At 29.0% G+C, this 13,640-nt stretch carries 8 protein-coding genes; 3 read left to right on the top strand and 5 right to left on the bottom strand.

Annotated features, from left to right (window positions below; all coding sequences use genetic code 11):
• The first annotated feature begins 133 nt into the window (after positions 1–133).
• Genes N508_RS01585 through N508_RS01575 form a run of 3 tightly spaced genes read left to right on the top strand, consistent with a single transcriptional unit; the run spans position 134 to position 7,395 of the window.
• Entirely contained in the window at positions 134–1,813 is a 1,680-nt protein-coding gene (locus N508_RS01585) for a ShlB/FhaC/HecB family hemolysin secretion/activation protein (protein WP_023276332.1), read from the top strand.
• Positions 1,803–5,339, top strand: coding sequence for a two-partner secretion domain-containing protein (locus N508_RS01580; RefSeq protein WP_023276331.1), 3,537 nt, complete (start codon positions 1,803–1,805; stop codon positions 5,337–5,339). Before N508_RS01585 ends, N508_RS01580 begins: the two co-directional genes overlap by 11 nt.
• A gap of 10 nt (positions 5,340–5,349) precedes the next feature.
• On the top strand, positions 5,350–7,395 hold the full coding sequence (locus N508_RS01575; protein ID WP_023276330.1) for a BspA family leucine-rich repeat surface protein: 2,046 nt from the start codon (positions 5,350–5,352) through the stop codon (positions 7,393–7,395).
• A 541-nt stretch (positions 7,396–7,936) separates the two neighbouring features.
• On the opposite strand, the gene rd is transcribed toward N508_RS01575, so the two are convergent.
• From rd to N508_RS01550, 5 genes are all read right to left on the bottom strand, one after another.
• On the bottom strand, positions 7,937–8,101 hold the full coding sequence (gene rd, locus N508_RS01570) for a rubredoxin (protein WP_023276329.1): 165 nt from the start codon (positions 8,099–8,101) through the stop codon (positions 7,937–7,939).
• 10 nt (positions 8,102–8,111) lie between these two features.
• Entirely contained in the window at positions 8,112–9,101 is a 990-nt protein-coding gene (locus N508_RS01565) for a DHH family phosphoesterase (RefSeq protein WP_023276328.1), read from the bottom strand.
• A 14-nt stretch (positions 9,102–9,115) separates the two neighbouring features.
• A complete protein-coding gene (locus N508_RS01560; RefSeq protein WP_023276327.1) occupies positions 9,116–10,168 on the bottom strand; it encodes a hypothetical protein in 1,053 nt (350 codons plus the stop codon).
• Positions 10,169–10,235: 67 nt separating this feature from the next.
• Positions 10,236–12,461, bottom strand: coding sequence for an LPS-assembly protein LptD (locus N508_RS01555; protein ID WP_076653914.1), 2,226 nt, complete (start codon positions 12,459–12,461; stop codon positions 10,236–10,238).
• Positions 12,451–13,596: a bifunctional folylpolyglutamate synthase/dihydrofolate synthase gene (locus tag N508_RS01550; RefSeq protein ID WP_023276325.1), complete on the bottom strand. Its 1,146-nt coding sequence runs from the start codon at positions 13,594–13,596 to the stop codon at positions 12,451–12,453. The genes N508_RS01555 and N508_RS01550 overlap by 11 nt, the downstream gene beginning before the upstream one ends.
• Positions 13,597–13,640: the final 44 nt, after the last annotated feature.

Raw genomic sequence — 13,640 nt, 5'->3', positions numbered from 1 at the left:
TTTTTTTATATATTGTTATATTTGTATTGAAAAAATAATAAAAATTAATTATTATAAAATAGTTATTTATGATTTTTAGGCACATAATTTGTTATCATTTTTTAAATATACTATCCATTTTGGAGCGAATTTAATGATAAAACGGCTATTTTTACCAGTGATTGCTTTTATTCTTTGTTTTTCTGTATTAAGTTATGGTCAATCTCAGATAAGTTTAAGTGGTGTAATTGATGACAACTTTGAGAAAGATTTTCGTAATACACCTTTTCCAAGAGATAAAAATGCTAATATTATTACTGAAAAAGAACTGCTGGATAATCTTCCAAAAGAAACATCAGCAGAAACAGTATATGTTTCAAGATTTGAAGTAACAGGCAACAGAGTTATTGATAAAAAAGATATTCAAATGGTCCTTATTGATTATGTTGAAAGAAATTTAACATTAGCTCAGATAAATGAAGCTGCTGATGAAGTAACAAAATTCTACAGACAGAAAGGATATATAATAAGTTATGCTTATATTCCACCTCAGGTAGTTAGCAACAGCACAATAAATATTGCTGTTGTAGAGGGGGAAATTGGTGAAGTATATGTAGAAGGTTTATCAGATTATAAAAAAGAGTTTATTTTAAAATATTTAAAACCATTACAATCTGGTATTGTTCTTGATGCAAAAACTTTAGAAAGACGCCTTTTATTATTAAACAATTTTATGGATTTAAAAGTTAATGCTACTTTAAGACCGGGTAAAAGAAAAGGCACATCAGATATTATTATTTATGCACAAGATACAAATCCATACAGAGCAAGTTTTAGCGTTGATAACTATGGTAATAAAATAACTAATGAATACCGCCTTAATGGTGCTGCTATGATAGGTAATATTATTACAAGCGGAGACAGGCTTGCATTAAATTTATCTCTTGGTTTAGATAATTTTAACCCATGGCAGCTTTTTTACGGCAGGATAGATTACAGGCTTCCTATTGGCAGTGAAGGGTTTAAGCTTGGCTTTGCATATTCAAGAAGTAACTATATAGGCACAAAAGATTTTGCAAAAGCTCTTGAATTAGAAGGTTATTCTAACGATTATTCTATATATACAGAATATCCAATTATTTTAAGAAATAAAGGCACTTTAAATTTAGGTGCTGGCATATGTGTAAAAGAATCTGCAGATAAAATACTTGGTGAAAAAAATTCTCAGGATATTTTAACTAATGCATCTCTTAGTCTTTATGGTGAAGCTTATCCATGGACTGGTGCTAATATGTATTATTCTCTTGCTTTTTCTCAAGGTTTAAGCGGTCTTTATGGAGTTTCTCATTACAGCAGCAATTCTTCTAACCCTAATGCAAGCGGTTACTATGAAAAACTATATTTAGATTATGAGTATCATCAGTTTATTACTTGGTTTTTTAGAATGAGATTATTCTTTTCAGGTCAGTGGACATCAGGCACCACTTTTTCAGGTGAAAGGTTTTACATAGGTGGAATTTATAGTGTCCGTGGATTTGAAAGTGGTATAGAAGCAGGGGATAATGGATACAGAGTTAGTTTAGAAGCTGAATTTGATTTAGGTATTCCACATATCAAAGCATTAGTATTTTATGACAGAGGTCAGGTATTTAATTATAATGCAGATTATCATGGGTATGGCAGTGCGTCTCTTGATTCTGCAGGTGCAGGGCTTCGTTTTTATCCATGGAAAGGGCTTGCAATCAAAATTGATTATGGTTACCCATTAATGTCATCACAAAATCGTGAAGCAGGCTGGGGCGTTGTATACGGGAGAATAAGCTATGATTTCTAAAATTAAATATTACACAGCTTTTATTTTAGTTTTTTTATTTAATATTCCTGTTTATGCTGCTCCAAATGGTGCAAATGTGGTGTATGGTGATGTAAATATTTCTCAAAGCGGCTCTAATACTGTTATTAATCAAAATACAGATAAAGCAATTATAAACTGGAATTCTTTTGATGTTAATAAAGGTGAAAGTGTTCTTTTTAATCAGAATTCATCATCAAGTATTATTTTGAACAGAGTTACAAGTGGTCTGCCTACTAATATTTTTGGCAATATTTCAGCAAATGGTAATGTATTTATTTTAAATCAGGCTGGAGTATTAGTAGGAAATGGTGCACAAATTAATACTAACAGTTTTTTAGCAGGTGCAGCAAGTATTAATGATAAAGATTTTCTTGCTGGTAAACATAATTTTTATGGTGCTCAAGGTAATGTGATTAATAACGGCAGTATAAAAGTGCAAGATGGCGGATATGCTGTGCTTATGGGTAAAAAAGTAGAAAATAATGGGCTTATTTCTGCAAAATTTGGCAAGATATATTTATCATCAGGTGAAACATTTAGAATGGATATGAGCGGAAATGATTTAATCGGTGTAGCTGTTGAAAAAGGTATAACTGATGCTTATATCTCTAATGCAGGTCATATTCAGTCAGAAGGTGGAACTATTGTTATGACTGCAAAAAATGCTTCTGATGTTATACGCCATGCTGTTAATAATACAGGAATTATTGATGCTTCTTCTATCTCTTATGAAGGTGGTAAAGTAATATTAGGTGCAGAAAATGGTCAGATAGTTAATGCTGGAGAAATAAATGTTTCATCTCAGGCAGATAAAGGTGGTTCTGTTGATATAAATGCAGCAAATATTATTAATAATGGCACTATTGATGCAAACGGCTTAAATGGTGGTATAATTAATATGCTTAGTTCAGATTTACTAAAAATAAATAATTCAAGTATTATACAGGCAAACAGCTTTGGATATGGAAATGGCGGCAGTATAAAACTTATATCCCATAAAAGGGCAGAATCATATAGTGGTGCATTAATTGAAGCAACATCTGTATATGGAAGTGGTGGTTTTATAGAATTAAGCGGTTATGATTCTCTTTATGCTTTTAGTGATTTTAATACAAAATCACTTTATGGTGTATATGGTCAGTTTTTATTAGACCCATCAAATATGTTTATTGGTAACTATTCTAATTTATCTGATGATGAAAATAATCAAGTATCAAGTAATGGCAATACTTATATTGATATTGCATGGCTTAATAATATGCTTAATACATCTAATATGACACTACAGACATTACAAGGTAACGGCAGTGGAGATATTACATTAAATGCTGGTGTAACATTAACTGGAACAAATGGGTTAACTCTTGATGCAGCTAATAATATTAATTTATTAGGTGATATTAATAATCTTGCTTCTCTTACATTAAATGCAGGTGGTGGAATTACAGGCAATAACAGTATTATTGCAGGTGAAATTACTGCAAATGCTTTGAATAAAATATTATTAACAAAATTAGATATTACTGGTAAATCATCATATATATCATCAAATGGTGATGTTAATTTAGTTGGTGATAATATAGGGCTTATTACTAATATTAAAGGTCACAATGTAAGTGTAGAAGTGACAAAAACAGGCAGTGGTATATCAATGGATACATCTGTTACAAGCGATAAAGCTGCTGTAACAGGACAGGAAGTTGTATTAAAAGCAGATGGTGCAGTTAATATTTCTGTAGATACAAAAAAATTATCAGCAGAAAGCATAAACAATAGTTTAGATATTACTAATTTAAATAGAAATGAAACAGTTTTAGATAAATATTTTGGTAATCAAACATCTACTTATACACAGGATACTGGTATTATTAATTTAAGTTATATACCTAAAAATGCAATAGGGCAGGATTTAACAATTAAAAGCACTTATGGCACTGTAAAAGCAGTTGACAGATTAGATGCTCTAAAACAGTATGCAGGGCTTAAAATTGATGTAAATACTATACATTTTATAGAAAATAATAGTAATCTGCTTACACTTGATTCTTCATTTTTAGGTAATAAAAAAGCTGATAAATATATATTTGAAACTAATGGAAATATTAATGTTGATTTAGGCAGTATGTCAAAAGATTTACTACAAAGTGGTGTTGAATTAATATCAAGAAATGGAGCAATAACATCAATTTCAGATATTTCTGCCATGTATTTTTCTGCTAATGCTTTAAATGATATTAATGTTACATCATACTTATTAGGTGGTATTTCTTTAGAAAGTGCATCAGGTAGTATTAATTATACGCACAAAGCTGGTCCAATAAGTATAAAAGCATTAAAAGCATTAAATGGTAATATCAATGTAAATTTAGTTGGAACTTCTGGTGGTTCATCTATTCCGGGAGTTACTTTACCACCAGATTTTAATATAGGTGATTTATATATATTTGGGCTGGAGTCTAAGAACCCTGTTAATATTACTACACAAAATGCAAATGTTATATCTATTGCGGGAAATGGAGCAACAGCATTAACTTTAAATATTACAAATAATAATACTAATCCATATAAATTAGAAATATCTAATAATTATAATATTACATTAAATACAAGCAACACTCAGTTCAGCGAAATAAAACTTTCAAGTAATAATGGCAATCTTTATTTTCCTGTTACAAACAATACTTTAACTGCTGTTGATAAAATATATTTATCTGCAAACCACATCAATGGGGATAGCAAAAATTTAAAATTATTAGCAAAAGATGTATATGTAAACCAAAAATCAGGCAGTAACTCTTTTATTATAGATGCAGAAAGGGCAGATATTAATGGCAGTGAGCTTTATATAACATTTGTAAAAGATACACAGCTTGCTGATATTAATAAAGATGATTATGCTGTTAGTGGCGGCTCTATTAATATCATGTCTGATTATGATGTTATACAGCAGAATAAAGTATATGCTTCTAATGTAAATATTGCTGCTGACAGCTTTACTTTTGACAGCATTGATAGTAGTGTTATTCATGGTAATAATATTTCAATTAATGCAAAGGGAGATATATCAGGTTATGGTAAAATTATAGCTGATAAAGTTTATTTGTCAGGCTCTACAATATCATCTGCATCTAATCTTTTAGTATTAGCTGATTATGGTCACTTTATTTCAACAGCTGTAAATAAACCAGCAAATGATATTTTAATAAATATAAATTCAGATGACTGGTTTGATAATTTAAAATCATATAAATTTGAAACTTATGGTAATGGGCTGTCTTATTTAAATGGTAAACTTGTTGATTATAAAATATATGATATGGTAAAGAATGTTTACACTAGGAATTTACAGCCAATAGAAAATACAAATATTGATAAAGTAACTGGTGATGATTTGATTAAAGGTGGCAGACTGCAGGATACAAGCGAACTTGTAACTATTGAAGATAATAAAACACCAAAAGTTAATAATATTACTAAGAAAAATAAATCTATTGAATTAAAATGAGAGGTATGATATGAGTAAGAGTGATTTACAGGCGAAGCTGGTGCAGGCTGTAATGGACCATGATGTTGATTTAGTAATTCAGGCTATTAGAGATGGTGCTGAAGTAGATAGCAATGTTATATGTCAGGCTGAAAGTGCTTTACAAGATTTAGAAATAGAATATGCTGATGATACAGCTTTGTATGCAGGTAGAACTGCAAAAAATTCAGACAGAGATTATATATACAGAATAGTATCAAGATATGCAAAAGGTCAAAAACTTGATACTATTATTAACAGTATGTTTAACAGAAAAACAAACTCTCTAAAAAGTAAAGGTGTAATAATTACTCCCAAAAATAAAAATGAATTAAGGAAACTTATAACTCTTAAAAGACAATATTTAGGTGATATTGATATTTCACAAATAAAAGACTTGTCAGGCTTGTTTAAGGACATGCATAAGACAAAAACTATGAGATTAGATTATTATGATGATTATGATAATGTTTTTCATTATGACGAAGTATGTAGAACAGATTATGGCGGCATAGACCGCTGGGATACAAGCCATGTAGAATATATGGACGAAATGTTTTATGGCTTTGATTTTAGTGAGATTAGCGATGATAGTCCTCTTTTTAAATGGATAAGCAGTTTAGATGTATCAAATGTAAAAGATATGGGATATATGTTTGCAGATTCAAAAGATTTTAATGTGGATATAAGTGACTGGGATACATCAAATGTTATAAATATGAGTTATATGTTTAAAAATGCGTCAAAGTTTAATCAAGATATAGGCTCATGGAACACTTCAAATGTATTATGTATGGTTGGAATGTTTGACGGAGCAGAAAGCTTTAAACAAAATATAGATAACTGGGATACCAGCAGTATAAATAAGGATTATAGAAAATCCAATGAAAAAATGTATAATTTTCTAGATCCTGAAAAACTATGCAGATATATAAAATTTGAAAACTGTCCTACTGTTCCTGCATGGATAAAAACACCAGAAAGAGAAAACGATAAATATATACCTAAAACTAAAATGGAATTAATGATGCTTGTCAGGGATAAAAATGTATCATTAGCAGATATTGATATTTCCAATATTAATGATTTATCAGTTTTATTTCTTCACTGTAACAGGAATTTTGATGGATTAGAAACATGGGATACAAGTCATGTAGAAAATATGAGCCACATGTTTGCTTTTAGCAGAAACTTTAACCATGATATTAGTATGTGGAATACATCAAAAGTAAAATATATGGATGGCATGTTTCAAGAAACTGCTTTTAACCAAAATATCAATAACTGGGATATATCAAATGTAAAAGATATAAGCATGATGTTTTTTTGTGCTAGAGAATTTAATCAACCCTTAGATAAGTGGGATACTTCAAATGTAGAAAGTATGTATTGTTTATTTTTGTTGGCAGAAAAATTTAATATGGATATTAATTCTTGGAATACATCAAAAGTAAAAAATATGTCAAGAATGTTTCAAAGCATGTCTTTTAATAAGCCACTAAATAATTGGAATACCAGTAAAGTTACTAATATGGAATCAATGTTTTACAACAATAATGCTTTTAACCAAAATATCAGCAGCTGGAATGTATCTAAAGTAACAAACTTTACAGGAATGTTTGGAGAAGCAGCTTCATTCAACCAGCCACTTAATGACTGGGACATATCAAATGCAACATCTTTAAAATCTATGTTTTTTAGAAATAAATCTTTTAATCAACCGTTAAATAATTGGAATACTTCAAAAGTCAAAAATATGCATAGTTTATTTGAGGAAGCAGAAAGTTTTAATCAATATATTGGCGACTGGGATGTATCAAAGGTTACAGAGATGAGTTCTATGTTTAGTGGTGCCAAGCATTTTAATCAAGATTTAAGCAACTGGAAACCAAAAAGTATAAAAAGATTGTCGTGGTTTTTAGAAGATGCAAAATCATTTAGATATAACCTTAACAGCTGGGATATAGAAAAAGGCAGTGTAGACACATACTGTATGCTTAATGGCACAAAAATACCAAAACCAAAATGGTATGAATAAAGTTGACTTGTTCAAACAATTAGATTAATTATAATGAATATATCAAGAGAGTTTAAAATAAACTAGGTCTTACTGAGCCGAAAGGCGAAGTATCTAAAAACTAGATACTTTAAATATTTCATACACTATTGTAAAATATATAATATAGATTTTTCGCCTTTAAAAATCAGGCTCAAAATGACTTATATTGTGAAAACTGCAGGTCTTACTGAGCCGAAAGGCGAAGTATCTAAAAACTAGATAATTTAATATATTATTCTCTGCAATTCTAATAAATAAAAATTATGAACTATTTAAAACTTTATTGTTAAGATATATATATTCTATAAATTGCAGATTATTTAAGACAATATCATACTATTTATTATAGTTATATTGATTTCATCTGACAAATCAAAATTGTAATATTATATATCCAAATTTGTTTTTTGATATATTTATATTAAATGCTGCAAATATAGTTATAATATAAGGGGAGACTGCTGAAAAAGTATTTTCAGGCAGTCTCAGTTACATTTTTATAAAAAATTTACTTGATAGATTAATCTTCCAGTGGAGAAAATTCATCTTTACCTACAAAACACTGTGGGCATACCCAGTCATCTGGTAAATCTTCAAATGCAGTGCCGGGAGCTATTCCATCCTCTGGTATTCCAACAGCAGGGTCATAAATCCATCCGCATACATTGCAAACATATTTTTTCATATATTCCTCCTTATATTTGCTTTTCTTCAGCATTTTTAATACCTAGCTTTTTTAAAAGTCTAGATTTTAATATTTCAATTATCTGCTCATAAGTTTTTGATTTTAAAGGTATTTGACCACCGGCAGATTTCATATGTCCTCCGCCATATCCTATGCCTCTAACAATGGATAATGCTATTGTTCCAACTGCTTTTTTACTTGTTTTATTGCGGATAGAAAAGTAGCATGTTTGGTCAATTCTTCCTACAACAAAAGATGATTTAATTTCACGCATTCTAAGAAGATAGTCTGAAATTTCTGCTATTAAATCGGCATTTCTAACTTCTTCTAAATCACAAAAAATTAAATCGTTATATATAATTGCCTGTCCTACTGCTTTACGGATAGTTTTAAAATAATATCTTGGCAGTTCTGGTGTTTCTATTTTATTAAGTTTAGCAAAAGAAGCATTTGGGAATACATAGCTTATCATATCCATATCTGCCTGAGTATTGCCTCTGCCTGCACCAAAAGTATCTGTTTTTATACCATAATATAAAGCTGTTGCAGTATTAATATCAGGAGTAATTCCTAATTCTTTATAATATTCAGCAATAATAGTTGATGTAGAGCCATAGTTGGTTCTAATATCATTAAATGGAACTGTTGTAGATATTGTGCGAAGGTTATGGTGGTCTATAACTGCATCAGGAAGCCTTTGACCTGTTTCATAAATATTGCCGGCACCAGGCTGAGTATCAACTAATATAAGATAATCATATCTTGCTAAATTTAATTTAGTTATATAGTGCATATCAATTTTACAGAGTTTTACAAACTCTTTGTTTTCTGCTCGTCCAATAACTCCCATATATGCTATTGTTACGCGTTTTTTTAATGTAGCAGTAAGTAAGTTTTTTAATGCAAAAGCTGCAGCAATAGTATCAGGGTCTGGGTTATTGTGAGTCTGAATTAAAACTTTTCTTTTTGATTTTACTGCTTCTAGTAATTTGTTAATCATAAAAAATCCTGTTTTTATTCAACTGAAAAATCTAGTATTAGTTTTCTATCATTAAACTCTATTTTATTAGGTTGTTTTGGAAAATTTAATTCTTGTATTTTTCTGCTTAAATCTTCTGTAGAAAAGTAAGAATCTACTTCAAAAACAACATTTTTATGTGAGTAGGAAACTGTTTTATATGATTTAATAAGTCCTCTTTGAGAAAGAGTATCTATAATATTTTTTGTTAATACCAGATTACTTGCATTAACAAAATTGATATTATATTTTTGCAGTTTTGTAGCTGTTTCTGGAAGCTGTATAATATTATCCCTTACATAAGCAACAGTATCAGTTGCAGCTTCTTTTACAGCATTATTATAACATTTAATAATATTATTATTATCGTTTCCTGTAACTATTTGTATTGTTTTGCTGTTATTTTTTTTATTTACAATAGTTACTGTTGTTTCTACTTCACATATATTATCAGGCTCTTTAAAATCTTCAATATTATTAATAATTCTAAAATCAAACATAATTAAAGAAGCACTGTTTACTTCACGAAATGCTTTGTTTATTTTCTTTTCATCATATATATCATCTATTTTTCCTAAAAATAAAGCCTGTTCTGCTAAAGAAAACTGTTTTGATGAAAGAGTATTAGTAATAGTATTTTGAATTTGTTTTGCAGGAAGTATTGTATCATCTATACCCCTGTATATATATACAGTAGAATCAGCATACTGATTTAATAAAAGTCTTGCATCTTTTAATGCAGCATCATCAAGGTCAATTTTTAATTTAACAGTAACAGTTGTATTGTCTTCAATATTCTGCTCTAAAATAGAATAACTTCTTATAAATTTAAAGAAATCATCATTTACTTCCATATCTGTAATTTTATTTTCTTTATAATACCAGCGTATAGAAGAAATCTTTGCATTATATAATGCACTGTAATAAGCATCTCTAAGCCGTAAATTTTTAATAGTTGCTTTACCAATGACAGTAACATTATATGCATAACTTTCAGAAGTATAAAATATTGCAGTAATTAATATTATGATTGTTATTATTTTTTTCATATTATTCCTGTATAATACACATTTTTTTTCACTATATCATATTTTTTTATTATTTGCAATAAATCTTCTAAATAGGTTCTTCCTGATTTATAGAAAAGACTTGAATATTACTGTCACCTAGACCTCTTAAACTAAATAAAAGGAAGAATTTAATGTCATTTTTATTATATCTTCCATCAATAGAGTTCACTATGGAATTTGTAATTTCAGCATTTAATCCAAGACTCCAGCATTCTGCATTATATAAAACAGATCCACCATAGCTTTTTGGAATTAAGCCATTAAAACTCATATCTGTATTATACCCACTCCAGTTATAATAGCCCTGTAAAACAATACGCCATATATTTATACCTGAAGATATCTGTGCAGTTGTATTATAAGTATTTGATGTTATATTTTTATAAACAGCTCCATTATAAGTATAGGAGCCTGTTACAAAAAAATATTTAAAAAATCTAAGTGTTGTAGTATTTGAAAAATATTGGATTTTTGGTTCGTTTTCTTCAAATTCTCCAGTATGTTTATAATTAAGCTCTGTAGAATTTGTTAAATATCCTAATACACTTGCTTTTAATTTTAATTTAAGTGGGAGCACATTATTTTTTTCTGCCATAAAATCATAGCCTTGTTCAGCTTTAAATTCAACATTCCATCCTTTACCTATTAAAGATGTTATAAATTCATAAGAAATAGAGCTTTGATATGAAGTAACATCATTAAAAAGCAGGTTAGGGTAGTTTGTAATAGTATTAACTGTGGGATGTTTTAATTTTGGAGAATATGAAAGAGTGATATTATTTTGTATAGAGTGCCTGAATATTCCATAATCTTTATATATTTCTTTTACTGTCAATGTTAAATCAGCTCCACCCCAGTATTTTTCTGCAGTGCTGTCATTTAATGTATATATGCCTCCAAAATCTGGGCTGTAATAATCATTAAAGTTAAATGGAAGTGAGCTGTCCTGCCATCTAATGTATCCAATATATGCAGAAGGGGTAATTGTTAAAAATTTTGCATCTATTGGAACATACAGCCTGCCATAAGCACCAAATCTATTCATTGCCCATTCTGTTTCATCTTTTGGTTTATTTAAAGAAGTATAATAATATTGAGTATTTTTTGAAACTAACCTGTCGTATGATAAATCATATTCTAAAAATACATAAGGGATTTCTTTTACAATTTTATTTACTCTTATAGAAGGCATTCTAACAAGCTGATTTTGTGTATAGCCTGTTGTAGTATCTCTATAAAGCATATCTCTTCTATAAAATATTTGAGTATCAATATAATCATTTACATATTTAAGTTTCAATTCACCAAAAAACATATTCTGATAGTTTTTTTTATTAAACATAGAAATAGAGTAGTCATCATAATCTCTTATATAAAGATAGTCAGAAACATAATCTCCATTTAAATTAATGTATAAATTATTAACTGGAATATACTGATTTTTAAATGTAGCACGCCAGCGTGACTGCATATCTGCTTCTGAACCGAAATCTTTAATATGTTCTGCAGCAAAATAAAATTTACTTTCTTCTGAATGAGCATATCTTGCTTCAAACTGCTCCTGCACACCTCTTTCAGAGTAAAGCCCAAGCCCTATAGTAAAATCATAGTTTATATCAGGTGCAATAAAATATTGAAAATTACCAATAGCACCCATTGTTTCATCATAGCCAATATTAGGCATTAAAAACCCTGTTTTCTTGTTAGATGATACAGGATAGAAAAATTTTGGGACATAAATAAAAGGACTGTCATATATATTAACTGTTGCATGATTTAGCTGCATATATCCATCAATATTAAGTTTACCTTCATACATTGAAAGAGACCATTCTGGCACACTGCCAGAGCATGCTGAAATTTTAGCATCTGTTACAGTAAATGTTGTAGGACCTGTTTTATTCATATTTTTGGCACATAAATAGTTAAAAGGGGCTAAAAAGCCTTGAATATCCTCAGCAGTTCCTGTTTCTGCATTAAGATTATATACTATTTTCCCAGCTTCTAATTTTTGCTCAGGACTTTCTATTTTTACATTCCCATCAGCCTGAACTTCTGTCGTTGCAGAGTTATACATAACTTTTTCTGCTGTAATGGTTAATCCTTTTGCTTTTAGCACAACATTACCTACAGCTTCATACATATTTTCACCAACCTGTGTTACCTGGTCAGCTTCAAGTATATAGGAAATATCTGTATTATTAATTTGAGCAAAAGCATTAATGTGATAAAAGAATATGGATATAAAAAAAAGTAGTATTTTATATTTCATTTCTGCTGCCATTTAAATATTCTTTAATATATGCACATAAATAAAATGAGCCTGTTACTAAAATAGTGCCTGTAAAATGATTTTTTGCATATATAATTGCTTCTACTGGTGATTGTATAAATACTATATCATTCTTACTGTATTCTTTTATACTTCTAATGTTATCTGGAAGTGTAGTTACAATCAGGTTATGGGATACCTGTTTTAATATTTCTGCTGTATTTTCTATATTTCTGTCATTAGTAACTGTAAATATAACTGCACTAATATTCTGTTTTTTCCATGTTTCTTTAATCTTTAATATTCCAGACATATTATGAGAGCCGTCTAATATAACATTGCCTAGTTTTTCCATTCTGCATGGTGGCAGTTTTAATTCTGTATTATATATAAACTCATGATTTAAAAGAAGCTTATAAATATATGATGATGTAGTATAATTTTCATTATATGGATATGGATAATCTTTATCACTGATTATCATATCTTTTTCTATAAATTTGATTTTATTTTTAACTGTATTTTTAATATATTCTAATACAAATGGTTTATTATAAGCAAGAATAAGTGTAGAATTATCTCTTAAAATACCAAGTTTTTCATTGATTATACCATAAATATTGTTTCCAAGATATGCAGCATGGTCATGTCCCATAGAAGTTATTACACAAAGTTTATTATTAATAAGATTTGTGTTTGTTGCATCAAATCTGCCGCCTAAGCCTGTTTCTAAAATTGTAAAATCGGGTGATTTTGATGCAAAATGCATTATTGCAGTAAAAAAAACTGCTTCAAAATATGAAAGGTTGTTTTTTATAAGATTATCTTGATATGGAGTAAAGATATTATCCATATCATCATCAGAAATATCTGATAAACTATAAGATATTCTTTCATTGATTTTTAAAATATGGGGAGATGTAAAAAGTGCAGTTTTATATCCTGACAAGTTAAGCATTTGATATAAAAAGAATGAAGTAGACCCTTTACCATTAGTGCCGGCAATATGGATTATACTTCCAAGACTTTTTTCATTAAACCCCGCTTCTGTTAAAGCATTATCAATACGGTTTAATGATAAATCTAAGTTTTTAAATTCAAATTTATCTGCATAATAAGATTCAAACTTATTCAATATTTATAAACCACCTTGATTTAAATTGATTTTATTTATACAGA

This window comes from Mucispirillum schaedleri ASF457 (assembly GCF_000487995.2).
GTDB classification, from domain to species: Bacteria; Chrysiogenota; Deferribacteres; order Deferribacterales; family Mucispirillaceae; genus Mucispirillum; species Mucispirillum schaedleri.
Note: the sequence above shows the minus strand (reverse complement) of the source record. Positions and strands in the feature narration are given on the sequence as shown.

What these genes read in the sequence shown, in the direction of transcription:
- rd (WP_023276329.1), bottom strand. Translation starts at nt 8,101, where the DNA reads ATGAAAAAATATGTTTGCAATGTATGCGGATGGATTTATGACCCTGCT.
- N508_RS01565 (WP_023276328.1), bottom strand. Translation starts at nt 9,101, where the DNA reads ATGATTAACAAATTACTAGAAGCAGTAAAATCAAAAAGAAAAGTTTTA.
- N508_RS01560 (WP_023276327.1), bottom strand. Translation starts at nt 10,168, where the DNA reads ATGAAAAAAATAATAACAATCATAATATTAATTACTGCAATATTTTAT.
- N508_RS01585 (WP_023276332.1), top strand. Translation starts at nt 134, where the DNA reads ATGATAAAACGGCTATTTTTACCAGTGATTGCTTTTATTCTTTGTTTT.
- N508_RS01555 (WP_076653914.1), bottom strand. Translation starts at nt 12,461, where the DNA reads ATGAAATATAAAATACTACTTTTTTTTATATCCATATTCTTTTATCAC.
- N508_RS01580 (WP_023276331.1), top strand. Translation starts at nt 1,803, where the DNA reads ATGATTTCTAAAATTAAATATTACACAGCTTTTATTTTAGTTTTTTTA.
- N508_RS01575 (WP_023276330.1), top strand. Translation starts at nt 5,350, where the DNA reads ATGAGTAAGAGTGATTTACAGGCGAAGCTGGTGCAGGCTGTAATGGAC.